Genomic DNA, 24139 nt, shown 5'->3' with positions numbered 1-24139 from the left:
CTCGCGACGGCCCGGAACCGTCGTACACATGTGCTATCCACAGGGTGTGGGCGGCGGGGGGTCGGATGAGTTACCAGCTCAGCGCGGTCGTGGCGGATGTCGAGCTGCTCCGCGAGCAGACCGCCGACCTGGATCACGCGGTGCTGGCGGCGCTGCGGCAGGATTTCGCGCTGCTGCCGGTGACCCCGCAGTTGGTCGAGGAGCTGACCGGCGCGCTGCCGGACTACCACCCCGGGGAACCGACCGCCGAGCAGCCGTTCGAGCTGGTGATCTCGGCGGCCCTGGGCGGGTTGCTGGACCGCTGGTCGCGGCGGGGTCCGGTGGCCTATCTGGAGGCGGAGTTCGCCGGCGGGCTCGGCCACCAAGCGTCGGCGGTCTGGTTGGGCGGCCGGTTGAGCTGGGGTCCCCGCTTCGACTCGACCTTCACCCTGCCGCGCGGGGAGTGGCCGATCAACGCGGCGCTGGCCCGGCTCGGCGTGGAGCCCGGTCGGTGGCTGGACCCGTTCGCCGAGCTTGGCCTGCACCTGGAGCGGAACACGGACGGCTGGCTGACCCACGGACGGCGCGGCCTGACCGCCGACTACTGGGACGAGCTGGCCGAGGAATGGGAAGAGCAGGAATTCGCGGCCGACCAGCAACCTGAACGCCCCGGTCCCGTTGGGGACTGGGGGATTCCATGAAATTACGACAATTTGCCGTTCTTGCGGCGTTGATCCTGGCTGCCACGGCTGCGGGCAGCGGCAACCATCCGTCCGGTCCCGAGGTTCCGGCGCGACCGATCGGGGTCAGCCAGGTGGTCGGGTTGCACGGCGTGGCCGGGGCCGCGTTCGGCGACACCGAGGCCGAGCTGACCCGGCGCGGGGTGCTGCACTCCGACGCCGACACCTGCGGTACGACGCTGGTCGGGCACGGTACGGCCAGCCCGATCTTCGTCGACGGCCGGCTGGTGCTGCTCTGGCTCGACGACCCGATGAGCACCCCGGAGGGGATCACCGTCGGCACCCCCGTCCGGGAGGTGCTGGCCCGCTACCCGTCGGCGGTCCGGCTGCACGCTCCACAGCGGACGTACCGGTTCGACGGGCTGCTCGCCCGCGACGGCGACCGGGGGTACCTCTTCCTGCACGACGGTACGGCCGTCCGGGAGATCATCGCCGGGTACGCCGACTGGGCCCGCCGTCTCTTCGACGAAGGCCACAGCCCCTGCTGAACTCCGACCACCACGTGGATTGTCCGTGACCGGTCCTGATGAGAACATCTCCTGGCCACGCAGTCGGCGTGGCAGGTCACGGGGGATAGATGTCACGTACCGTCATGTCCCGCCCGGTATTCCGGGCCGGGACGTCACTGCCGCGCCTCGCGCTCGTCACCCTGCTCGTCTCGACCCTGGCCGTGGGCCCGATCGCCACGGGTGACGGGGCACCGACCCCGGCTGCGGCGGTCGGATCGTCCGACAGCGGGCCGACCCACCCGTCGGCACCCGCCACATCGGACCCGGTGTCGCCGCCCGCCACGGCCCGGGAGACGCCGGACCGGGACCTGCCGGTCCCCGCAGCCGAGCGGGCCGCGCCGCAGCGGGCGACGACCCCTTCCCCGGGTACGCCGGCCGCCCGGCTGAGCACCGGACAGCCACGTGCCCGGTCCGCCACCGTCATCCGGCAGCCCAAGCCACCCCGCTCCCGCTGCGGCGGCGGTCTGGCCCTCGGCACGGTCGCCACCTGCGGCGCAATCGTCGACCAGGCGCAGGACGTCTGGACCGTCACCACCACCGCCGCCGACGACCTGCTGCTGATCCAGCTCGGTCGGGGCACCGGGCGGGACTCCGTCGGTGGCCGGGTCACCGATGCCACCGGCCGGGAGCTCTGCCGGCTCGGCGTGGACGCGAACCGCTGTCGGGTCGGTGCCGCCGGGGCGTACCGGATCACCCTGCAACTGCCGTACCCCACCGGGCGGGGCGACTACACGATCGCAGCCGAGTCGACGCGTACCCCGTCGAACTGCGGGCAGTTGCCGGTGGACCTGTTCGACTTCGGGTCCCCGGGGAGCACCGTGACGCTGCCGGCCGGGGCGGCCGCCCGGTGTCACCTGTTCGACCAGCCGCGCGGCGCGCTGCTGCGGTTCGCCGACCCGGGCGGTCCGCGGGACATCCGGGGGCTGATCCTCGACGGGCAGCAGCTGACGCTCTGCGAGTTGAGCTACGGCGGCGGTGACTGCCGGCTCGACCGACCGGGCCCCTACCGGCTGCTGAGCTGGGAACAGTACGGCAAGGAGGGCACCCACCTGGTCAAGGCGCAGCGGCTGTCCGACCCGGCGGGCTGCCAGAGCCTGCCGCTCGCCCCGTACGGCGACCCGGGCAGCGCCGTGAACAGCGGTGCGACCCCGGCCGGCGATACGACCTGCCACACCTTCAGCACCGACGCGGCCCGGCCGCTACTCGTCCGCGCCGTCAGCCTCGACGCCACCAGCTTCGACTGGCAGGTGCTGGATGCCACGGGCGCTGAGGTCTGCGCCCGGGAGGGCGTCCCGGTCTGTGCCGTGCCGGCTGCCGGCCGGTACACCCTGCTGGTCAGCAGCCCTCGTTACACCGACCGGACCCACCGGTACGAGGTGGCACTGAACCCGCTCGACCGGGCCGACGGGTGCGCGGCGGCCACCGGCTACACCCCCTGGGACCAACCGGCCCTCCAGGTGGGCCAGGTCGCCCGGGTGCAGACCAACTGCCAGCCCTTCACCGGCCGGGCCGGTGAACGGGTCATCGTGTCCGGCGCACGCTGGACCCAGGACACGGGTGGAAACCGGATCTGCACCGAGTCGTCCGACCAGGTCGGCTGCGTGCTCCCGGCCGACGGCGACTACCGGGTGATCTCGTACCGGGAGTTGAGCGGGAACACCGCCGAGACGTACCCGTTGGGTATCCGGCGGATCTCCGACCCGGTGGGCTGCCCCACGGTCCGGCCCGGCAGCTACGGTGCGGCGCCCGCCGGCACCCCGGCCCCGGTCGCGTGCCGGATCCTGGAGGTCCCGGCCGCCGGGGTCTACCGGGTGACCGCCCTGCACGGCGACAACGTGACCACGTTCGCCCGGGTCCTCGACACCGCCGGCCGGACGGTCTGCGCCCAGGTCCGCTGCCCGCTGCCCGCCGGCCGGCACACCCTGCTGGCCAGCGTGGACGCCACCAGCACCACCGCGTTCGCGGTGTCCCTGCTGCCGCTGCGGCCGACCGGGTGCACGCCCGTCTCCGACGCCGGTTGGGCCGACGCGCCGCACCGAGGCCGGATCGACGTCTCCGGCCAGGTCAACTGCGTTGCTCTGCCCACCCCGTCCGGGGCGTCGATCGCCGCGCTGCTGCCCGTCGACGCCGCGCTGAACGTCGACATCGTGGACGCGGACGGTGAGGCGGAGTGCAGCCTCTGGTGGTACACCTGGCACGGCTGCGAACTGGACGGCCCGGCACCGCACTCGGCGCTGCTCACCGGGCAGACCTGGGTCACGCAGCTGGCGTACACGGTGGGCTTCGCCCGGACCGACGCGCCAGCCTGCCCGACGCTGACCCGGGACACCACGGACACCACCGTGACCACCGGGCCGGACCGCCTCGCGGCCTGCTTCACCGTCCCGGCCGACCAGCACGCCGCCCGGCAGACCCTCACCTGGACGCGCACCAGCGGCACCGGCCGGGCCCGGCTGACCGTCTTCGACGGGACGGGCCGGTCGACGTGCGGGACGGACCGCGCCGCCCAGGGCACTGTCACCTGCGCGCTGCCTCCCGGCCCGGTCACCGTGCTGCTGGACACCGACGGCAACACCGCCACCTACCGGCTGGGCCACCGGAACGCCGCCACCTCCTGACCGGTCGCGACGCCCGGGGCGATGGGTCGTGCCGCCACTGTCCGTCGGTGGGCGTGCTGTCCGACCGCAAGCACGTGGTACGGCCCCGCCCGCCGGGACGGGGGGCGGGTTGGCTCAGACCTTCGGCGGTCGGTGGTCGTCGGCCAGTTCGACGACCACCGACCATGCCTGGCCCTCGCCGAACTCCCAACCCGCGACGACCCGGGCGGCGGCGGACCGGACCGGTTCGCTGCCGCTCGGCCACCGGGCTCCGCAGTACTCGCCGCCGTAGGCACGGGCGGACTCGGCGTCGAGAAACAGCGCGCTCAGGTGGGAACGCAGCTCAGGGTCGGCAATGCCGTCCAGCGCCGCCCGCCACTGCGGGTCGACCTCGGCGTCCGGGTCGGCGGGCTCCAGCCCGGCTCGGTCCATCGTGCAGGTGGCCGCCCGGAGCGCGTCGAGCAGGCTCCCGTCGGTTACCACCCGCACGTGGATCGGCATGACCATGCCGTCCTCGGCGAGGTCCTCCGGTGCCACGCCGTGCCGGCTCAGCACCCGCGCCAGCTCGACACCGGACACCACAGCCCGGCCGCCGGACGGGTGGGCCGCAGCCAGCAGATCGGCGGCGGGCCCGCCCGCCAACGCCTCGATCTTTCCCGCATCGTCGACCGGAAAGATCGAGCGACCGAGGTCGAACGCCCACCGGTCCCAGCCGATGCCGCTCGTCCCGCTCCCGGCCACGACGCACGACTGCGGCTCGGCGAGCGCGGCGAGCCGGTCGAGGTCCGCGTCCTCGAAGAACTCGCCGGCGAGCATGTCGTCCCAGTGGTAGAACGCGTAGCGGGGCCTGCGCGAGTCGCCCGTCAGCGGCTCGGGCAGGAACCGCTGCAACTCCCGGGTGAGCAGTTTTTCCCAGTCCGACACGCCCCGCCCCCTCCACGCCGCCGACGATCGTAGGCCATGACACGAAAGAACCCCTGATCCCGGCCCCGGACCTCCTGCGGACCGGATCCGGAACTGAGATGAGCAGCGAGAACGCCCGGTGCGATCCTCGCGGATCGCACCGGGCGTTCTCGCTGCTCACGAGCGGTGGCGGCGGGATTTGAACCCGCGGAGGGCGTAAACCCTCACACGCTTTCGAGGCGTGCTCCTTAGGCCACTCGGACACGCCACCGCCGACGAGGGTACAGGAACACCGGTTCGGATGCCGCACCGGTATCCCCCGGGCCGGCCTGGCAGGATCTTTGCCATGAGTACGCACATCGGCGCGAAGCCGGGCGAGATCGCCGAGCGGGTCCTGATGCCGGGCGACCCGCTGCGGGCCAAGTGGATCGCGGAGACCTACCTCGAGGACGCCACCTGCTACTCGACGGTGCGGGGCATGCTGGGCTTCACCGGGCGGTGGAACGGCGTGGAGGTCTCCGTCCAGGGCTCCGGCATGGGCATGCCGTCCGCGTCCATCTACGCCCACGAGCTGATCAACGAGTACGGCGTGAAGACGCTGGTCCGGGTCGGCTCCTGCGGCGCGCTCACCGAGGACCTCCAGCTCAGGGACGTGATCGCGGCGATCGGCTCGTCGACCGACTCGAACATGAACCGGATGCGTTTCGACGGGCTGATCGACTACGCCCCGGTGGCCGACTTCGGGCTGCTGCGTACCTCGGTCGAGGTGGCCGAGCGGCGCGGCATCACCATGCACGTCGGCCCGATCCTCGCCGCCGACGCCTTCTACACCGACCGGCCCGACCTGTACGACACCCTCGCCGACTACGGGGTGCTGGCGGTGGAGATGGAGTCGGCCGCGCTCTACACGATCGCCGCCCGGTTCAAGGCCCGCGCCCTGACCCTGCTGACGGTCAGCGACCACATCAAGACCGGCGCGAAGACCACCGCGCAGGAGCGTGAGCAGACCTTCGGCCAGATGGTCGAGATCGCCCTGGACACCGTCGCCGCCTCCTGACCGCCGCCGCGCAGGCTCGCTAGGGGGCCGATGTTGTGGTGTCCCGGGGCGGGGACACCACAACATCGGCCCCGCAGCCCCAAACCGGCCGGGTCAGGCCCGGCCCGGATCAGCGGAAGAAGGCGCGCAGGACGGCGGCGTTCTCGGTCTCCAGGACCCCGGCGTACACCTCGGGGCGGTGGTTGAGCCGGCGGTCGCGCAGGACGTCCCAGAGCGATCCGGCGGCGCCGGTCTTGGGTTCCCACGCACCGAAGACGACCGTCGAGATCCGGGCCAGCACCAGCGCTCCCGCGCACATCGTGCACGGCTCCAGGGTGACCACCAGGGTGCAGCCGTCCAGCCGCCACCGGCCCGACCGCGCGGCGGCCCGACGCAACGCCAGCACCTCGGCGTGGGCGGTCGGGTCGCCGGTCAGTTCCCGTTCGTTGCGGCCGACGGCCAGTTCGGTGCCGTCCGGGCCGTAGACCACCGCCCCCACCGGCACGTCCCCCACCACCCCGTCGGGCCCGGCGGAAGCGTCGGCGGGGGGCAGGTCCGGGCCGGTCACAGCGATCTCCAGGGCGCGGCGCATCCACCGTTCGTGCCGCTGCCGGCGACCGGCGGCATCCGGCGCGGCCAGTCCCCCGGTCGCCCCGGGACCGACCCGTCCGGCCGCGCCGGGGGTCGGCTGCCCGGGCCGTACGGTGCCCAGGGCGGGATCGGTGGCGTCGACCGGCCCGGCGGCACCGGGCGACGCCGGGCCACCTCCGGCCCCGGACGTGACGTCGCCGACGTGCGGAGGGTCAGACCTCACGCAGTTCTTCGACCTCGTCGGCGCAGCCGAGCACCTGGCACACCTCGGCGGTCACGTCGGCCGGGAGCATGCCCTCGTGGGCGCAGAGCTTGAGCAGGCGCTGGGCGGAGATGCCCAGATCGGCGAGGATGTCGGCGTCGCCCACCGGATCGGCTTCCGGGTCGACGACCGGCTGCTCGCTGTCCTCGTCGCCGCCACCGGCGGTGGCCGACGGCGGTTCGTCGACGTCGTCGAGGCCGGTGACCGACGTCTTGAGGTCGCCGACGAGCAGCGCGCCCAGCCGGGACTCCTCGGCGTACGCCGAATCGGAGCCGAAGACCCGCAGGTCCTCCCCCTCGTCGAGGCGCAGCACCACCAGGTACGCGTCGTCGGCCTCGACGAAGAGCAGCGACACGTCGGCGTCGGGTTCGACGTCACGCAGCCGGTCGGCGACCTCGTCGATGTCGGTGGCCCCGCGCAGGTTCACCTCGGCGGCGTTCCAGCCGCCCTCGTCGCGCACCACGGCGGCAGCGAAGTACGACATGGTTCCCCCAAAGACCTCGGCACAGCCGACTCGTTACGCGTGCACGTTAACCGGTCGGGTCGGCAGCCGACCGCTCAACGCCCCGAAGGGCCGGCAATCCGGGGAAAGTTCGTCAGCCGGCGACGCGGCGACGGGTCGCGATGAGCTGACGCAGCCGCTCGGTGCGTTCCCGCTGCGGCCGTTCCCGCTGGCGTACGGAGCGGGCTCCCGCCAGCTCGGCGAGAATCTGGAGGCGGCGGCGGCTCCGCTCGGAGTCGAGCCGCGGGGTGTTCCAGGCCATACCGAAGAGCGTCCTCAGTCACAGCGGGTACGTCAAGATGGTGCGGCAAACGAAGCCGCGCGACGACGCAGCGTCACCACATCGGCCAGTCCGCGCTGACCGCCCACCGCACCACGACCACCGCGAACGCGATGCTCCAGCCACCGGCGGTGACGATGGCCACACCCGTACCGGCTCCCCGGTCGCCGTACCGGACCAGGGCGAACGCGGCGAGCCAGGCGAGCACGCCGGCGATCACCGTCCACCAGGCGTAGCTTGCGACGTCGTGGCCGAGCAGCCCGAAGAGCACCAGCCAGGCGGCGGCGAGGGCACCACCTGCGGCCACCGCCGCGCCGGTGACGGGGTGTGGTTCCCGCCATGTCGGCCGGCGGGGCGGACCGGCGGGGAAGAGCCCCGAGGCGGCGTACGGGACACGTCCGGGCTGGTGGTCGGTCATGGTCACTGCTCCCCCTCCGGCCGCACGGAACCCGTAGCACCGTCGTCGACCGGGACCGGGTCGGCGGGCCGTTGCGGGGCGTCGTCGGCCGGATGCCGCTGGCGGTGCGACCTCCACGGTAGCCGTCTGTCAGGATGTCCGAATGTCCCTGCTGCGTCCCGGCTCACGGCGTACCCGTCCGGCGTACCCCGTGCTGCTGCTCGTGGCGGCGGTGCTGGCGGGGTGCGGCACGGACGAGCCGGTCGCGGGCCCGGTCTGGGACGGCCCGTCGACGGTGGCGACGGGCGACCAGCCGGCGACCCCGACGGCCCCGGCCGGCAGCCCGTCGGGCACCCCGGCTCCGAGCGGGACGCCGTCGGCCACGCCGGATGCGGCGGCCCTGCGCCGGGTCTTCCCGGTACGGGCGGGCAACGTCGCCTACCACCCGACGCACTCGGGGTATCCGGGCACCGACATCTTCGCCGACTGCGGCGAGCCGGTGGTGGCGGTCACCGACGGGACGGTCCTGGAGGTGAGCCGGGTGGACCGGTTCCGCAGGGACGGGCCGTTGGGGCCGTACAACGGCGGCCTGTCCGTGTCGTTGCTGGGCGACGACGGGGTGCGGTACTACGGGTCGCACCTGAGCGTGGTCAGCCCGGGGATCGAGGCCGGGGTCCGGGTGCGCTCCGGGCAGCAGCTCGGCGAGGTGGGCCGGACGGGGAACGCGAACAACGTCTGTCACCTGCACTTCGGGTTGTCGCCGAAGTGCACCGGGCACGACGACTGGTGGATCCGGCGGGGCGTGGTGTGGCCGGCGAAGTACCTGGACTCGTGGCGGAAGAAGGGCAACCGGTCCCCGGTGGCGGCGGTGACGGCCTGGGAGCGTGAGCACGGCTGCCCGCGCGCGCCGCGCGGGTCCTCCGGCGCAGGCTGACCGGGGACAGGCGGCGGCGTCAGCGGCCGTACGCATTGACGTAGGTATTACCCGTCGGTTAACGTCCCGCTAGAGAGAGCGCTCTCTCGACTCACCAATCCCCCGAATTCCGACGAACCGCGCGCTACCGGCCGACCCGCCCGCGCGCGGAGGAGGCACGATGACACCTCCCGTCCCCCGCCGCCGCACCCCCTGGGTGTTGGCCGCCACCACCGCCCTGACCGTCCTCGCGGGCGGCCTCACCCTCACCACCGCCGGCACCCCCGCCGAGGCGGCCACCGTCGGCGCCGGCAGCTACACCACCGACCCGGTCGGCCCGCTCCCCGCCGGCTGCGGCGCCCTGTCCACCAACCCCCGCCAGTTCGCCACCGCGAACGCCCCCGCCGGGCCGGTCCCCACCAACGACTGGTGGTCGTCCCTGCTGTGGAAGAAGACGAACTGCTCCTACAGCGAGCCGCTGCACGCCCACCCACTGTCCTACCAGCCGTTCGGCGACGGGCTCGGCTTCTCGGCACCGTCGGCCGCCACGGTCAGCGGCACCGCGACCGGGGTGGGCGAGTTCAAGTACACCTACACCGAGGACATCCGGGTCGGCGTGGCCGCGCTCGGCGCACCGGTGGTCAAGGTCGACGACTGGACGGACTGGACGGTCACCCCGTACTGGAGTGACGGGGCACGGACCCTGCGCGCCACCATCGGCCACGGGCTGCCGTTCGCCTACTTCCAGGCCAGCGGCGCCGACGCCCAGATCAACCCGACCGGCGGCGCGGCCACCGTCTGGTCCAACAGCGGCGGCACCATCGGCTTCACCGTCCGGGGCCACGACTACGTCGGGTACGCCCCGACCGGTGCGACCTGGACCGTCACCAACGGACGGATCACCTCCGGCCTGGCCGGCAAGGGCTACTTCTCGGTCGCCCTGCTGCCGCCCACCACCGACGCCACCGCCCGCGCCTCGCTCGCCACGAGCTACGGCCGGTACGCCCACGCGCACGTCACCGGCACCCGGGTCGGCTACACCTACGACCCGGCGACCAGCACCGTCACCACCACGTACTCGTTCACCACCACCGCCCGGGAGGGCACCGCCACGCAGACGGTGGTGAGCCTCTACCCGCACCAGTGGAAGGCGCTCGCCGGCAGCACCCCGCTCACCCAGACCTACCCGTCGGCGCGCGGCCGGATGAAGGTGCTGACCGGGGTGGCCTCCTTCCGCACCGCGATGAGGTTCCACGGGGTGCTGCCCGAGGTGCCGGCCGTGGCCACCGGCTCCGGGTCCGACCTGGCCCAACTGAAGGAGCAGCTCGCCGCCGTCCGGGGCAACCCGATGGACCAGCGCGGCGGCGACACCTACTGGACCGGCAAGGGCCTCGGCCGGGCCGCCCGGATCGCCGAGATCGCCGACCAGGTCGGTGACACCGAGACCCGCAACGCGGCGCTGGCCGCCATCCGCGGCACCCTGACCGACTGGTTCACCGCCACCCCGGGCAAGGCCGCGAAGGTCTTCTACTACGACCGCAACTGGGGCACCCTGATCGGCTACCCCGCGTCGTACGGCTCCGACCAGGAACTCAACGACCACCACTTCCACTACGGCTACTTCATCGCGGCGGCGGCGACGCTCGCCAAGTTCGACCCAGCGTGGGCCGCGCAGAGCCAGTACGGCGGCATGGTCGACCTGCTCATCCGGGACGCCAACAACTACCAGCGCTCCGACACCCGCTTCCCCTACCTGCGGGACTACGACATCTACGCCGGACACGACTGGGCCTCCGGGCACGGCTCGTTCAACGCCGGCAACAACCAGGAGTCCTCGTCGGAGGGGATGAACTTCGCCAACGCCCTGATCCAGTGGGGTCAGGCCACCGGCAACACCGCCGTGCGGGACGCGGGCGTATTCATCTACACCACCCAGGCCGCCGCGATCCAGGAATACTGGTTCGACGTCGACGACGAGAACTACCCCGAGGCGTTCGGGCACTCCACCGTCGGCATGGTCTGGGGCGACGGTGGCGCGTACGCGACCTGGTTCAGCGCCGAGCCGGAGATGATCCAGGGCATCAACATGCTCCCCGTCACCGGCGGCCACCTCTACCTCGGCTACCGGCCGGCCTACAACCGGGCCAACTACGCCGAACTGGTCCGCAACAACGGCGGCGAACCCACCGTGTGGCAGGACATCCACTGGCAGTTCCTCGCCCTCGGCGACCCGGACGCGGCGCTGGCCAAGCTGCGCGCCAACCCCGGCTACACCCCGGAGGAGGGCGAGAGTCGGGCGCACACCTTCCACTGGGTCCGCAACCTCGCCGCGCTCGGCCAGGTCGACACCACGGTCACCGCCAGCCACCCGCTGGCCGCCGTGTTCAGCCGCAACGGCGTACGTACCTACGTGGCCAGCAACATCACCGCCGCGCCGCTGACCGTACGGTTCTCCGACGGGACAAGTCTCACCGTGGCCGCCGGGAAGACCGCCACGACCGGGGCGTACACCTGGAGCGGCGGCAACGCGGCCGGCGGCACCAACCCGAGCCCGACGCCGACCACCTCCCCGACGACGTCGCCCACCCCGACCCCCACGCCGACCGGGCCGTCGCCGACCCCGACCAGCCCGACGCCGCCGCCGACCACCCCACCGGCCGGCTCGCCGACCCGGTTCCTGCTGCCCGGTGGTGGGCTCGGTTCCGCCGGCAGCGCGGCGACGACCACCGTCCCCGGCTCCGGGGGCGCGAACCACGACGGCACCCCCAGCAACCCGGTGGTGTTCACCGCGACCCGGCTCAACCTCGCCTACACCGGCGGCCAGACCGGGTTCGACCTGTTCCTCGACGCCGGCCAGTCGGTCGGCAACGGGGTACAGGCCCGGGTCTCCTACGACCTGACCGGGGACGGCACCTTCGACCGGGTGGAGACCTACCGGTACTTCGCCACCGACCCGGTGCCCGGCTACGAGCACTACACGCAGAACGCCGGCCTGCACTCGGCCACCGGCACGCTGGGCAACCTGTCCGGCGGCACGGTCAGGGTGGAGGTCTGGTCGGCGATCGGCGTCAACCCGTCCACCCTCGGCACCGGCAACCAGTCGGTGGTGAAGCTGCCGTACTCCTGATCCGCCTCCCCGCGTACCCCGCGCCGCCGGTCGTCCCCCGACCGGCGGCGCGGGCGCGTAGGTTGCCATCCATGAGCGCCAGAGACCCCGTCGCCGACCTGCGCCGGATCGCGTTCCTGCTGGAGCGGGCCAACGAGGCCACCTACCGGGTACGCGCGTTCCGCAGCGCGGCGACCGCCCTGGCCGCGCTGCCGGCGGCGGAGCTGGCCGAACGGACCCGGGCCGGCACCCTCACCGACCTGCCCGGGGTCGGCGACGTGACCGCCCGCTGCGTCACCGAGTCGCTGGCCGGCGAGGAACCGGTCTACCTGCGCCGGCTGGTCGCCACCGAGGGCGTCGACCTCGACGAGGCGGCCGGCGCGTTACGGGCCGCGCTGCGCGGCGACTGCCACACCCACTCGGACTGGTCCGACGGCGGGTCACCGATCGAGGAGATGGCGCTCGCCGCGGTCGAACTCGGCCACGAGTACGTGGTGCTGACCGACCACTCGCCCCGGTTGACGGTGGCCCGGGGCCTCACCGCCGACCGGCTGCGCCGGCAGCTCGACCACGTGGCGGCGGTGAACGCGGCGCTGCCCGAGGGGTTCCGCATCCTCACCGGGATCGAGGTGGACATCCTCGCCGACGGCACCCTCGACCAGGACGAGGAGCTGCTGGCCCGGCTCGACGTGGTGGTCGGCTCGGTGCACAGTGGGCTGCGCGACGAGCGGGCCCGGATGACCCGCCGGATGCTCACCGCGATCGCCAACCCGCACCTGGACATCCTCGGCCACTGCACCGGGCGGATGGTGTCGTCCCGACCGGCGGGGGTGACCGGCCCGGGTGACCGGGGGCACCGGGCGCGGACCCGCGCCGAGAGCGACTTCGACGCGGACGCGGTCTTCGCCGCCTGCGCGGAACACGACGTGGCCGTGGAGATCAACTCCCGGCCGGAGCGGCAGGACCCGCCGAAGCGGCTGATCCGCCGGGCCATGGAGGCCGGCTGCCGGTTCGCCATCGACACCGACGCGCACGCCCCCGGGCAGCTCGACTGGCAGCGGTTCGGCTGTGTGCGGGCAGCCCTGTGCGGCGTCCCCGCCGACCGGGTGGTCAACACCTGGCCGGCGGACCGCCTGGTCGACTGGACCCGCGCCCGCGCCGGCGGCTGATCCACCCTTCTGGGGCGATGTTGCGGTATCCGAGCCCAGGAATACCGCAACATCGGCTCCGGCGTGCCGTTCACCCCGGCCCGGCAAACACACTCGACAACCGGCCCCGACGGTCACGTAGGGTCGCAGCGTGGGACGAATCGATGACCTCGCGAACCGGTACGTGGCCGACTGGGCGCAGCTTAGCCCGACCGGCGCCACCTACGTCGGCATCGCCGGCTACGACGACCAGCTCGACGACCTCTCGCCCGCCGGTTACGAGGCACGGGCCGAACTGACCCGGCGCGCCCTCACCGACCTGGACGTGACCGAGCCGGAGTCCGAGGCGGAGCGGACCGCGAAGGAGGCGATGCAGGAACGCCTGGGGCTGGAGCTGGCCCGGCACGACGCGGGCGAGATCACCAGCGAGGTGAACGTCATCGCCAGCGGACTGCACGAGATCCGGATGGTCTTCGACCTGATGCCCACCGAGGGTGAGCAGGGTCGGGCCGCCGTCGCCGCCCGGCTCAACCGGTTCGCCGCCACCCTGGAGGGCTACAAGACCACGCTGCGTGAGGCCGCCGCCGCCGGTCGGGTCAGCTCCAAGGTGCAGCTGACCGAGGTGGCCAAGCAGTGCGACACCTGGACGGACCCGCACGGCGACAACTTCTTCCACGGGTTGGTGCAGCGGCTGGACGCCGACGGCACGCTCGGTGCCGAGCTGCGCCGGGGCGCGGCGGCGGCGACCGCGGCGACCGCCGAGTTCGGCCAGTTCCTGCGTACCGAGCTGGTTCCGCTGGGACGGGACAAGCAGGCCGCCGGCCGGGAACGCTACGAGCTGGCCTCGCAGTACTTCCTCGGCGCGAAGGTCGACCTCGACGAGACGTACGCCTGGGGTTTCGCGGAGCTGGCCCGCCTGGAGGCCGAGATGCGGATGGTGTCGGGCCGGATCGCCGGCCCGGGTGCCACCATCGACGAGGCGGTGGCCGTGCTGGACGCCGACCCGGCGCGCACCATCCAGGGCAAGGAGGCGTTCCGGGACTGGATGCAGGCGCTGGCCGACAAGGCGATCAGCGAGCTGCACGGCACCCACTTCGACATCCCCGAGCAGGTCCGGCGGATCGAGTGCTGCCTCGCCCCGACCAGCGACGGGGCGATCTACTACACCGGGCCGAGCGAGGACTTCTCCCGCCCGGGGCGGATGTGGTGGGCGGTGCCCCAGGGCGTCACCGACTTCTCCACCTGGCGCGAGGTGACCACCGTCTACCACGAGGGCGTCCCCGGCCACCACCTCCAGGTCGCGCAGACCGCCGTCCGGGCGGAGCTGCTCAACCGCTGGCAGCGGCTGCTGTGCTGGGTCTCCGGCCACGGCGAGGGCTGGGCGCTCTACTCCGAGCGGCTGATGGACGAGCTGGGCTACCTGGAGGACCCGGGCGACAAGCTCGGCATGCTCGACGGGCAGGCGTTCCGGGCGGCCCGGGTGATCGTCGACATCGGCATGCACCTGGAGCTGGAGATCCCCCGGGACAACCCGTTCGGCTTCCACCCGGGTGAGCGGTGGACGCCGGAGCTGGGCTGGGAGTTCATGCGGGCGCACTGCCGGGTGCCGGACGAGAACCTGCGCTTCGAACTGAACCGCTACCTGGGCTGGCCGGGGCAGGCGCCGTCGTACAAGGTGGGCGAGCGGATCTGGCTCCAGGCCCGGGAGGAGGCGATGGCCCGCAAGGGCGCCGACTTCGACCTGAAGGAGTTCCACCGGCAGGCGCTCGACCTGGGTGCGCTGGGCCTCGACCCGCTGCGCCGGGCCCTGGCCCGGCTCTGATCCGCACCGCCGGTCGGCGGGCGTGACGGGTGGTCGGGGGCGGGCGGATGCCCGCCCCCGACACACCGTGGGGGTGGGAGCAGGGTCAGGAGAGGCTCAACGCCAGTGCCGGTCGGGCGGTCAGCGTGTCGGCGTCGACGAACGCCAGGTCGATGGCCGGGTCGGTGAAGGTGATCGGGACCGGCGAGGTGACCGGGATGCCGTCGGGGAACGGCAGGTCGGGGGTCAGCGTGATGGTGATGCCGAGCAGCTTGCCGACGAACCGGGTGGCGTAGAACGCGACGTCGCCCCGCACCGTCAGCTCGTCGGTGACGTACCGCTGGTGGCGGCCCGCCGGACCGTCCGCGACCAGGCTGAAGTCGACGGTGACCGCCCGGCTCATGCTGAACTTCAACGCCTTCAGCGTGCCGTCGGCGGTGGGCAGCTCGACGATGCCCTCGAACCGCAGCCCGGTCATGGTGACCCGGGTGCCGGTCAGCTTCGACGGCTGCCGGGCCACCCTCGGCTGCCCCGGCTCGGGGGCGATCCTCGGCAGCGGCCGTCCCGGCCGTACGGTGCCGGGGCGGGCGGGTCTGCCGGGGGTGCAGCGGGTGCCGGAGCGGGTGGCGGTGGGCTTCGGCCGGGCGGTGGGGGTGGCCTCCGGGGTCGCCCCGGTGCCCGGCGACGGGGTGGCGGTTGGATCTGTCTTCCCACCGCCGGTGAACAGGTCACCGAGGCCGTGCAGCAGGTCGGTGAGCAGGTTGCCGGCCGGCGACGGCGACGGGCTGGCCGGGTCGGGGGTGGCCGTCGGGGTCGCCGGCCGGCTCGCCGTGGGGCGCGGGGCGGCGGTCCCGGTGGGTGCCGGTCGCGGGCAGGCGGTCGGTGCCGGCTGCGGCGCGGCGGCCCGTACCGGGCCCGGCGCGGCGGCCCGTACCGGGCCCGGCGCGGCGGCCCGTACCGGCTGCGGCGCGGCGGCCACCAGCCCACCGGCGGCGAGGCCGAGGACCAGCAGCGCGACCCCGAGGTGGCGCGGGTCCCGCCCGCCGGCAGGATCCTCCGCCGGGTCGCGCCGCGCGGCGGCGTCCGCCCCGGAGCCGCCGAAGAAGCCGAGCCGGCCGTCGGCGTCGAACCCGCCGTCGGCACCGGGGTCGGCGTCCGGGTGGGCTGCGGCTGCGGTCGGTCCGGCGGTGCCGGCGGCGGTCGACGCGTCGGGCTCGGCGGCGGACGGTGGGGCGGGGCGGATCGGGGTCCAGGCGAAGCCGAGGGCGCTGCCGACCAGGCCGAGCAGCAGGCCGAGGAAGAATCCGCCGAGGTTGAGGCCCATCAGCGAGTAGACCGTGGTGACCGCCGCGACGATCGAGTAGAACAGCCGCTGCCCGGGGCTGAACCAGAGCAGCAGCCCGCAGGTGACCAGGATGATCGGGATGAGCAGTGAGTAGAGCCCGGTCGCGCCGGAGGAGAAGCTCAGCCCGTTGAGGGTCATTCTGGTGGAGGCGAACATCTCCACCCCGGCGAGCACGGTGAGCAGGCCACCCCAGAACGGCCGGCTGCGTCGCCACCGGCGGAAGCTCCGCCACCCGCGACCGGGGCCGGTCGGGGCGTACGGCGGTTGCGCGCTTGTCACGTGCTCCTCCTGGGCGGATGGGTACGGGGTCGCCGCGGGCCGGGCCCCTGCCGTCCGGCGGGGGGTGACGCGAGGGGTCCGGCCCGGCGTCGTCGGGTGCGGCTCAGTCGTCCGCGAAGCACTCCTTGCCCTTCGCGGCCTCCCCGACGTTCACCTTGAGTCGCAGGCCGGTCAGGTTGAAGGTGGCCGCGGTGGTGTAGCGGGACACCTGCCGCAGGTCGGTGATGGTGACGTGCTGGGCGTCCTGGCCGAACGAGCCGGCCTGCGCCGAGGCGTTGAGGTCGGTGGCGTCCCGGCCGATGCGGATGTTGGTGAAGGTGGCGTTGCCGCCCAGGCTGTCCATCGCGATCATCATGTTCTTGGCGGTGGCCGGCTTGTCGTCACCGGCGTTGATGGTCAGCACCACCGGCAGGCCGGGCAGGTCGGCGCGGACGGACTGGCAGAGCTTGTAGAGCTGGGCGCTGCTGATCTCGGAGAGGGCGACCGGGTGGACCTTGCCGTTCTTCTCCTTGACGATGCCGCCGTACTGGGTGAAGCCGTCGCCCTCCAGGCGTTCCGCCCCGATCTTGAAGGTCTGCCCGGAGACGGTGATGTCGGAGGCGATGGCCCCGCTCTGCATGCCGAACAGGATGGCGCCCACGGCGGCCGTCGCGGGCACCATCATCGCGGCGAAGCGCCGCCACCGGGTACGTCCCGGCTCGTCGGTCCGATTCTGCACGGATTCCTCCTCAGGCTGGTGCCGGTCGTGGGAGCCGGTCGGGCCGCGACCGGGCCGGAAGATCTGTTACCGACGGGTAACGAATGCGTGCCTGATGGTGCACCCACTGAGGCGTGGCTCACAAGACCCCACCTACCGACCGGTAACCGTCGATCGCCCGCGCCGGTCACCGCACTCACGCTGGGTGCAACCAACCGCCGACAGTCGACCGGATAGATGCCGTCAAATCCGACGCCATCCATCACTGTGAGTTGATAAACCATCGACTAGTTACGATTTCGTAACGGACGCGTACGGTCACCACGGAGACCCGGAGGGCGGGCCGGGAGACCCGACCCGCCCTGGTGTGCCGACGTGCGCGGTCAGCGCGAACCGGGCTCGCCCCCGCCCCGCCAGTTCGTCGACGCAGGTGGGATCTCATCGGTGAGCGGGCCGCCCGACCGCCCCACGGCCGCCGGCTCGGCCTTCCCGTCGCGGGTCGGGACGTCGGCCGCCGGGGCGGCACCGGCCCTCTCCGACCCGGCGGCCGGCGTCGCGCGCCGCCGCCCGGCGACGACCAGCCAGAGGCCCACCAGCAACAGCAGACCACCGAGGGCGGCCAGCCCGATCGGCAGGGTACGGCCGATCAACTGGAGCTTGTCCCGGGTCACGCCGGCCGACTTCACGCTGTTGGCGATGGTCGCCTCGTCGTAGACGAAGTCCGCGTCCAGCAGGGTCACCGGGCTGCCCTGGTTCGGCACGAAGTTCTTCCGCTGCTGCTCACGCACCTTGACGAAGTTGCCGCTGACCGGCTCGATCCAGATGGTCCGGGTGTTGCTGTAGGTGACCTTGCCGGTGGTCGCCCCCGGTGCCAGCGCACCGGCCAACGCGGTCAGTGAACCCGCCGGGGTGACCAGGTCGGTCTCCGGGATCTGCTGCACGTACCGGTACGCCTCGGTGCCGTTGATCTGCTCGGTGCCGTCGAACGCGATCGGCAGCGCCCGGCGCAGGTCCCGGTCGAAGAAGGTGTGGTCCCGCCGCTCGGCGCGGAACGGGAACTTGTAGGTCTGCCCGGCGAAGGTCACCGAGTCGTCGGTGCCGCCCGGGCCGTCGGTGTCCAGGTACTGCTTGTCCCAGTCCCGGGCCGCGGCGGTGACCCGGTCCAGGGCGAACTCGGCCGCGTACTTGCTGACGTCGGAGCCGTTGTCGGTCCGCACGACGGTGCCGTAGACGTCCCACACGACCGCCTCGCCCTTGAGGTCGCCGGTCATCTCCTTCTCGGTCGTCGACGCCTGCGGCACCACCTCGGTGGTGGCCTTGAGCTGACCGGTCTGGATCGTCGGCTTCCCGTCGAGCACCTGCATGAAGGTGGCGTTGTCGGCGACCGCGACGCTCGCCCGCAGGCACCCGTCCGGCTTGCCGTCCGCGTTGCAGAACGTCAGGTCGTACGGCAGCTTCGTCACCGACGGCGCCACGTAGTACGCCGTTCCCGCGGCGACCGCGAGCGACAGCACGCCGATGCCGAACAACGCGGCACCCAGGCGAGTCTTCACTGGTCCTCCCTAACAAAGACGGTCAGCCGGTTACCGGCGGAAGATCGAGGATGTAAAACTTGGCCGCAGGTTACTCCCGAGTCACATAGCCCCGCGACCCTCTGGACGGTTGATGTCTGCCCCGATTCCCGATCAGGCCCTGCGGCGGCTGCCCGCCCTCGACGCCGTCCGGGTGATCGGGGCACTCGCCGTGGTGGGGCACCACGTCGGCTTCGCCACCGGGCGCAACACCGGCGACGCCGCCGTCGGGGCCTGGCTGTCCCGGCTGGACGTGGGCGTCGCGGTCTTCTTCGTCCTCTCCGGGTTCCTGCTGTTCCGGCCGTACGCGCACGCTCGGGCGACGGGCCAGCGGCCCCCGGGCACCGGTCGCTACCTGTGGCGGCGGGCCACCCGGATCCTGCCCGCCTACTGGGTGGCGGTGGTGGTCTGCCTGCTGGTCCTGCCGCAGAACCGGCCGGCATCGACAGGTGACTGGCTGCGACACCTCACGCTGACCCAGATCTACCAGCACGGGCAGCTGCGGCACGGACTCAGCCAGACCTGGAGCCTGGCCACCGAGGTCACGTTCTACCTGCTGCTGCCGGTGCTGGCGATCCTCCTGCCCGGCCGGCGGCGGGCGGCACCGACCACACCGACGTCGGCCCATCCGGACGGGGTGCTGCGGATCGCGCTGGCCGCGACGGTGGTGACCGGGGGCTGGGTGGCGTTGATGGGCGCGGGCCTGCTCAGCCTCGGCCTGCACACCATGTGGCTGCCCTCGTACGCCGGCTGGTTCGGTGCCGGGATGGCCCTGGCCGGCGCGCAGGTCGCGCTGCGCACCGGCCGGGGCGGGCGCTGGCGCTTCCTGGACGACCTGGGTCGGGCCCCGCTGGCCTGCTGGACGATCGCCCTGGGCGCGCTGGCCGTCGCCACCACCCCGGTCACCGGCCCCCGGGACCTGGCCGAACCGACCGCCGGCCAGTTCGCCACCAAGCTGGTGCTCTACCTGGTCGTCGCGGTGCTGCTGATCGTGCCGGTGGCGTTCGGGCCGCAGACCCGCACCAAGGGCGTCTTCGACAGCATCGTCGGCCGGTGGCTGGGCCGGGTGTCGTACGGACTGTTCCTCTGGCACCCGTTCGTGCTGGAGGGGATCTACCTGCTCGACGGCCGGCCGGAGTTCACCGGTGACCCGCTCGGCACGTTCGCCCTCACCGTCGCCGGTGGGCTGGTCCTCGCGGCGGTCAGCTACTACGCGGTGGAGCGCCCCTTCCAGCGCTGGGGCGGCCGGTGGCCGCGTCGGCGCAGCATCAGCGACAGCCAGAGCAGGGTGGCGGTGGCGACCGCGGCCAACTGAGGCAGCCAGGCGGTGTGCCCGCCCCGGGTCGCCGCCCACCAGCCGGCCACCGCGAAACACGCCACCGGCAGCCAGCGCACGGTGGCCCGGCGCAGCCGGTGCATGCCCCGCCGGTCCGGCGGATGCAGGTGCGGTTCCAACGCCCGCCCGGCCAGCACCACGGCCACCACCGCCAGCGCCACCCCGACCGCCGCCGGCCCGCCGAACGACAGCAACGCCGCACCGCCGACGAGCGCGGCGAGCACCCGGCCGCGCCGCCGTCGCACCACCACCGCCCCCGGGGTACGCCGCGACGGCAGCACCGCCAGCAGGGCGACCCCGGCCAGCAGCACCGCCCCGGCACCGAGCGCCAGCACGTACCCCCGGTCGGGGGCGAACCGCAGCGTCACCGTGCCGGCCACGTCGGCCGGGACGAGCCAACCCTGCTGCCAGCCGTCCACCACGAACGGGGTGAGGGTCCGGTCGCCGGCGGTGGCGACCCAGCCGGCGTTGGCGTTCTCCCGCAACGCCAGCACCCGCTGGCCGGGATAGCTCTCCAGGCGCAGCACCCGGTGGGTGGCCGACCACTCGTCGACGCGCAGCACCGTCCGGGTCGCCCCGGGTTGCCGGGGTCCGGCGGTCGCGTCGCCGGCCCCGGTACCGGCCGCCCCGCTCGTACCGGTGCCACCGGCCGGGGCCGACGGTGCCGACGCCCCGCCGGTCGGGGTGAGCGCGAGCCGGGTCGGTACGGTCAGCCGGGTCCCCGCCGCCACCACCCGGTTCTCCCCGGCGGCCAGGCGCAGCGGCGTCCTCGCGGCCGGACCGCAGAGCACCACCGGCACCTCGCGCAGTTCCACCAGGTCCCGCCGGCTGGCAACCAGCGCGGTCCGGCGTTGCCCACCGGCCACGGTCACGGTGGGACCGGTGCCGCAGGGCAGCGTCACCCGCCTCGTGGCGTCCACTGCGGTGGCCGGGCCGTCCGGCAGCACGGTCAACTCGCCCACCCCCACCGGCAGGTCCTGCGTCACCCGCCGGTACGGGTCGTACGACACCACCGGCACCACGTCGGCGATCAGCACGGTCAGGTCGTCGCTGCGCATCGGCCTGTCGAACAGCAGGGTGCCGCCCTCGTCGAGCACCCCGCCGCGCATCCCCTCGTCGCCGAGCACGGTGACCCGCCACGGGCGGGCCGCCGCAGCACCTGGTGGCAGCGTGATCCGCAACCCGGTGACGGTACGCGCCTTCGGCCAGGTCAACCGCAGCCACGGTTGCCGGTCGGCGTCGGCGGCGTACCAGACGGTCGCGGGGTTCCCGTCGACCACCGCGCCGGGACGGGCGCTCGGGTGGGACACGCCGACGGTCGAGGCGGCCACGGTCGGGGTGACCCCGGTGGTGACCGCCGCCGCCCCACCGGGGTCGAGCAGCGCGTTGAGCGCCCCGCCGGGTCGGGGCCGGGCCCACAGCGCGACCCGGTGGTCCGCGCCGACCGGCAACCGTACGGTGCGGTCGATCCGGTCGCTGTCCTCGGAGCCGCGGGCCATCGCCCCGGCGCAGATCGGCCGGCCCTCGTCGAAGACGCACGCCGGGATGGCCGGGGCGGCGGTGAACACCATCGTGGCCGGCCGGTCGGTGGCCGGCGGGTCCGCCACCACCAGGGTCCGGGCGGCCTCGACACCGGGGATGACGAGTTCGGCGACGCCCACCCCGCCGAAGCCGGCCCGGACGTCGAAGACCTCCTCGACGGTGACCCGGACGAACCGGGTTGGGTAGCCGTCGGGCAGGGTCACCTCGACGGTCTGCCCGGCGGTCGGCACGGTGGTCTGCTGCCGGCCGGCGGTCACGGTGATCCTGGTGGGCAGCGAGTCGGCCCCGGTGTCGAAGGTGATCCGCACCTGCCGGACGACCTGCGGCCGGTCCAGCTCCACCTCGAACCACTGCCCCGGCGCGCGGGTCCCCGGGGCGGACCGCCAGGACGTGCTCAGGTCGCCGTCGACCGCCGCGTACGGCTGGTGTTCGGGGCGGCCACCGCCCAGCGGCTGCGCCTGCGACCAGGAGCTGGACGCGGACACCCCGCCGATGCCGAGGTAGCGCACCACCGTGGACTCCCCGTCGGCCCAGTCCGGCAGGTAGTCCCGGGCCGGGGCGTCGAGCTGGGGGCGGTCCCGGGCGGTCATGGTGGCCGAGGCGTTGTCGTGCTGCTGCCCGAAGGCCACCTCCCGGCGGCGCAACCCGTCGGTGAGCGTCACCGACGACGCGTCCAGCCCGGCCGGGCGGTCCCCGGCGAGCACGGTCGGCGCGGCGGAGAGCCGGCCGGCGGCGGCCAGCGGCAGCAACGACTCGGGGCCGCCGACGACCGTGGTCAGGTCGGCGGCGTCGTACGCGACGACCCGGTCGACGTCACGGCGCACCTCGTACACCTCCAGGGCCCGGACCGCGACGTCCAGTCCCCGGTCGACGACGTTGCCGGGCAGCCGCCCCCCGCCGACCTCGGGGCCGAACCCGCGCACCGGCACGATGCCGGGGGAACGCAGCAGCGCCTGCCGGACCACCACCGGCCGGACGGCCCCGCTGTGGCCGTAGTCGAGGTCGGAGCGCAGCAGCAGGTACTTCACCCCGGAGCGGGCGAGCAGGTCGGCGAGGCCGGCGGAACCCTGCCCGTCGGCCAGCGCCGACTCGACGGTGTCCAGCAGCCGGATGGTGCCGGGCGGGGTGAGCGGCACCGAGCTGCGCACCGCCCACGGCCGGTCGGACAACGGCTGGGTGATCTCGTCGCTGGGGCTGCCCCACAGGTAGCGGGGGAACCGGGCGGCGGGCACCACCAGCACCCGGTCGTCGCCGACGGCCCGGTCCAGCCAGTCCGACGCCTCCCGCCAGTAGCCGGGCACCCCGGTGAAGCTGCCCTGGGCGGCCAGCCCACCGCCGAGCGCGGGCGTGGCCACCGCGGCGACCGCGACCAGGGCGGTGCCGGTGACCAGGCCGGCGCGCAGCCGGACCGGTTGCAGCGCCCGGGGCAGCACGGCGGCCAGTTCCGGCCGGTCGCCGGTGCGGGCGGCCCGCAGCACCAGCCCGACCAGGTGGGCCAGCCCGAGGATGAGCGGCAGCCGGAGCACCACGTCGAACTTGTGCACGTTGCGCAGGGGTGCGCCGGCCGCGTCGAGGAACGTGCGCTGGGTCTGCGCGCCGAACCCGTCGAGCTGACCGAGGTGGCCCAGCCCGACCAGGGCCAGCCCGACCAGCAGGCCGGTGACCAGGAACCGCCGGTGCGGCATGCCCCGGCGGGCCAGCCCGGCGATGCCCAGCCCGGCCACCACCAGGGTGGCGACCACCAGGGGACGTTCGGTGGCGAGCCGCCAGCCCGCCGTCCACGGCGGCCCGTACGCGCCGGTGAGGTAGGCGTGCCAGTGCGAGGCGCCGCGCAGCACGGTGGTGGTGTCGGTGGGGGTGGTGGTCACCGGCGCGGTCTCGATGTAGTCGAGGAAGGGCGGGCTGTACCGGCCGAGCAGCAGCAGCGGCACCAGCCACCAGGCGGTCGCCGCGCCCACCGCCAGCCCCCAGGCGGCCAGCGCCTTCACCCGGAGCCGGAACGGGTGCAGGCCGAGCAGCCAGAGCGCGGCCAGCGGCACCACGGCCAGCACGGCTGTCGCGTTGACCCCGCCGGCGCAGGCCACCACGAGGGCCGACCGGGTGACCGCCCGGCGCACCGGCGCACCGTCGGCCAGCCCGACCAGCGGGACGAGCACCCACGGGGCGAGCGCGCTGGGCCACGCCTCCACCGAGATCGGGCCGAGTTCGGTGAGCAGCCGGGGGGAGAGCGCGAAGGCGGCCCCGGCGAGCAGCCGGGCCCACGGGGTGCCGACGTGCAGCCGCTCGGCGAGCCGGACCACGCCGACACAGGCCACCGTCAGCAGCAGCGCCCACCACAGCCGCTGCACCACCCACGCCGGTACGGCGAGCAGCTTGCCGAGCAGGAAGAACGGACCCATCGGCCACAGGTAGCCGTACGCCTGATTCTGCAACTGCCCGAAGGTGCCGTCCGGGTCCCAGACGTGCAGGGCCCGGGTCAGCCATCCGGCCGGATCGATCGCCAGGTCGACCTTGGTGTCGATGGCGATCAGCCCGGGGTCCTGGAGGAACGCCAGTGCCGACAAAGCCAGACACACCGCCACCAAGCGCACACGCCACACCGTGC

18 protein-coding genes and 1 tRNA gene are annotated in these 24139 nt (G+C 73.7%); 9 read left to right on the top strand and 10 right to left on the bottom strand.

Annotated features, from left to right (window positions below):
- Positions 1-65: 65 nt before the first annotated feature.
- The 3 genes from ACN260_RS00370 (at position 66) to ACN260_RS00360 (ending at position 3846) form a co-directional block, all read left to right on the top strand.
- A complete protein-coding gene (locus tag ACN260_RS00370; RefSeq protein WP_422754246.1) occupies positions 66-680 on the top strand; it encodes a hypothetical protein in 615 nt (204 codons plus the stop codon).
- A gap of 32 nt (positions 681-712) precedes the next feature.
- The gene (locus tag ACN260_RS00365; protein ID WP_422756575.1) at positions 713-1207 is read left to right on the top strand and encodes a hypothetical protein; all 495 of its coding nucleotides are present in this window, start codon (positions 713-715) and stop codon (positions 1205-1207) included.
- 104 nt (positions 1208-1311) lie between these two features.
- Entirely contained in the window at positions 1312-3846 is a 2535-nt protein-coding gene (locus ACN260_RS00360; RefSeq protein WP_422754245.1) for a hypothetical protein, read from the top strand.
- A 114-nt stretch (positions 3847-3960) separates the two neighbouring features.
- Here the strand turns inward: ACN260_RS00360 and ACN260_RS00355 are convergent, their stop codons facing one another.
- Entirely contained in the window at positions 3961-4749 is a 789-nt protein-coding gene (locus tag ACN260_RS00355) for a hypothetical protein (RefSeq protein WP_422754244.1), read from the bottom strand.
- Between the two features lie 163 nt (positions 4750-4912).
- Positions 4913-4999: transfer RNA gene (locus ACN260_RS00350), tRNA-Ser, on the bottom strand.
- A gap of 75 nt (positions 5000-5074) precedes the next feature.
- Between ACN260_RS00350 and deoD the strand changes: the two genes are divergently transcribed.
- The gene (gene deoD, locus ACN260_RS00345) at positions 5075-5785 is read left to right on the top strand and encodes a purine-nucleoside phosphorylase (protein WP_422754243.1); all 711 of its coding nucleotides are present in this window, start codon (positions 5075-5077) and stop codon (positions 5783-5785) included.
- Positions 5786-5894: 109 nt separating this feature from the next.
- On the opposite strand, the gene ACN260_RS00340 is transcribed toward deoD, so the two are convergent.
- The 4 genes from ACN260_RS00340 to ACN260_RS00325 form a co-directional block, all read right to left on the bottom strand.
- The gene (locus tag ACN260_RS00340; RefSeq protein ID WP_422756574.1) at positions 5895-6356 is read right to left on the bottom strand and encodes a nucleoside deaminase; all 462 of its coding nucleotides are present in this window, start codon (positions 6354-6356) and stop codon (positions 5895-5897) included.
- Between the two features lie 211 nt (positions 6357-6567).
- On the bottom strand, positions 6568-7101 hold the full coding sequence (locus ACN260_RS00335) for a tRNA adenosine deaminase-associated protein (RefSeq protein WP_422754242.1): 534 nt from the start codon (positions 7099-7101) through the stop codon (positions 6568-6570).
- 112 nt (positions 7102-7213) lie between these two features.
- Positions 7214-7381 (bottom strand): hypothetical protein, encoded by a 168-nt coding sequence (locus tag ACN260_RS00330; protein ID WP_204926980.1) that lies wholly within the window; start codon positions 7379-7381, stop codon positions 7214-7216.
- 73 nt (positions 7382-7454) lie between these two features.
- On the bottom strand, positions 7455-7817 hold the full coding sequence (locus ACN260_RS00325; RefSeq protein WP_422754241.1) for a hypothetical protein: 363 nt from the start codon (positions 7815-7817) through the stop codon (positions 7455-7457).
- Between the two features lie 142 nt (positions 7818-7959).
- Between ACN260_RS00325 and ACN260_RS00320 the strand changes: the two genes are divergently transcribed.
- From ACN260_RS00320 to ACN260_RS00305, 4 genes are all read left to right on the top strand, one after another.
- Positions 7960-8730 carry a M23 family metallopeptidase gene (locus ACN260_RS00320; protein ID WP_422754240.1) on the top strand — a complete coding sequence of 257 codons (771 nt, stop codon included), beginning with the start codon at positions 7960-7962 and terminating at the stop codon, positions 8728-8730.
- A 160-nt stretch (positions 8731-8890) separates the two neighbouring features.
- On the top strand, positions 8891-11836 hold the full coding sequence (locus ACN260_RS00315) for a glycosyl hydrolase (RefSeq protein ID WP_422754239.1): 2946 nt from the start codon (positions 8891-8893) through the stop codon (positions 11834-11836).
- A 71-nt stretch (positions 11837-11907) separates the two neighbouring features.
- Complete coding sequence (locus tag ACN260_RS00310) at positions 11908-12984, top strand: PHP domain-containing protein (protein WP_422754238.1); 1077 nt, start codon at positions 11908-11910, stop codon at positions 12982-12984.
- A gap of 130 nt (positions 12985-13114) precedes the next feature.
- A complete protein-coding gene (locus ACN260_RS00305; protein WP_422754237.1) occupies positions 13115-14785 on the top strand; it encodes a DUF885 domain-containing protein in 1671 nt (556 codons plus the stop codon).
- An 85-nt stretch (positions 14786-14870) separates the two neighbouring features.
- Here ACN260_RS00305 and ACN260_RS00300 read toward each other — a convergent pair whose 3' ends face one another.
- The 3 genes from ACN260_RS00300 to ACN260_RS00290 all read right to left on the bottom strand — a co-directional run bounded on the left by ACN260_RS00300 (position 14871) and on the right by ACN260_RS00290 (position 18638).
- Positions 14871-16388, bottom strand: a complete 1518-nt coding sequence (locus tag ACN260_RS00300) for a DUF6114 domain-containing protein (protein WP_422754236.1) — start codon at positions 16386-16388, stop codon at positions 14871-14873.
- A gap of 103 nt (positions 16389-16491) precedes the next feature.
- The gene (locus ACN260_RS00295) at positions 16492-17106 is read right to left on the bottom strand and encodes a DUF6230 family protein (RefSeq protein ID WP_204926973.1); all 615 of its coding nucleotides are present in this window, start codon (positions 17104-17106) and stop codon (positions 16492-16494) included.
- 362 nt (positions 17107-17468) lie between these two features.
- Complete coding sequence (locus ACN260_RS00290; protein ID WP_422754235.1) at positions 17469-18638, bottom strand: DUF3068 domain-containing protein; 1170 nt, start codon at positions 18636-18638, stop codon at positions 17469-17471.
- A 112-nt stretch (positions 18639-18750) separates the two neighbouring features.
- Between ACN260_RS00290 and ACN260_RS00285 the strand changes: the two genes are divergently transcribed.
- A complete protein-coding gene (locus ACN260_RS00285) occupies positions 18751-19971 on the top strand; it encodes an acyltransferase family protein (RefSeq protein ID WP_422754234.1) in 1221 nt (406 codons plus the stop codon).
- Here the strand turns inward: ACN260_RS00285 and ACN260_RS00280 are convergent.
- Complete coding sequence (locus tag ACN260_RS00280; RefSeq protein WP_422754233.1) at positions 19866-24110, bottom strand: alpha-(1->3)-arabinofuranosyltransferase domain-containing protein; 4245 nt, start codon at positions 24108-24110, stop codon at positions 19866-19868. The genes ACN260_RS00285 and ACN260_RS00280 overlap by 106 nt on opposite strands.
- Between the last annotated feature and the right edge of the window lie 29 nt (positions 24111-24139).

It is taken from the genome of Micromonospora sp. WMMD708, assembly GCF_049315245.1.
Classification (GTDB): domain Bacteria; phylum Actinomycetota; class Actinomycetes; order Mycobacteriales; family Micromonosporaceae; genus Micromonospora; species Micromonospora wenchangensis.
This window is presented reverse-complemented; position numbering and strand designations above follow the sequence as displayed.

Coding starts and splice junctions, on each gene's coding strand:
- ACN260_RS00370 (WP_422754246.1), top strand. CDS start 66: ATGAGTTACCAGCTCAGCGCGGTCGTGGCGGATGTCGAGCTGCTCCGC.
- ACN260_RS00360 (WP_422754245.1), top strand. CDS start 1,312: ATGTCCCGCCCGGTATTCCGGGCCGGGACGTCACTGCCGCGCCTCGCG.
- deoD (WP_422754243.1), top strand. CDS start 5,075: ATGAGTACGCACATCGGCGCGAAGCCGGGCGAGATCGCCGAGCGGGTC.
- ACN260_RS00340 (WP_422756574.1), bottom strand. CDS start 6,356: ATGCGCCGCGCCCTGGAGATCGCTGTGACCGGCCCGGACCTGCCCCCC.
- ACN260_RS00335 (WP_422754242.1), bottom strand. CDS start 7,101: ATGTCGTACTTCGCTGCCGCCGTGGTGCGCGACGAGGGCGGCTGGAAC.
- ACN260_RS00330 (WP_204926980.1), bottom strand. CDS start 7,381: ATGGCCTGGAACACCCCGCGGCTCGACTCCGAGCGGAGCCGCCGCCGC.
- ACN260_RS00325 (WP_422754241.1), bottom strand. CDS start 7,817: ATGACCGACCACCAGCCCGGACGTGTCCCGTACGCCGCCTCGGGGCTC.
- ACN260_RS00320 (WP_422754240.1), top strand. CDS start 7,960: ATGTCCCTGCTGCGTCCCGGCTCACGGCGTACCCGTCCGGCGTACCCC.
- ACN260_RS00315 (WP_422754239.1), top strand. CDS start 8,891: ATGACACCTCCCGTCCCCCGCCGCCGCACCCCCTGGGTGTTGGCCGCC.
- ACN260_RS00310 (WP_422754238.1), top strand. CDS start 11,908: ATGAGCGCCAGAGACCCCGTCGCCGACCTGCGCCGGATCGCGTTCCTG.
- ACN260_RS00285 (WP_422754234.1), top strand. CDS start 18,751: ATGTCTGCCCCGATTCCCGATCAGGCCCTGCGGCGGCTGCCCGCCCTC.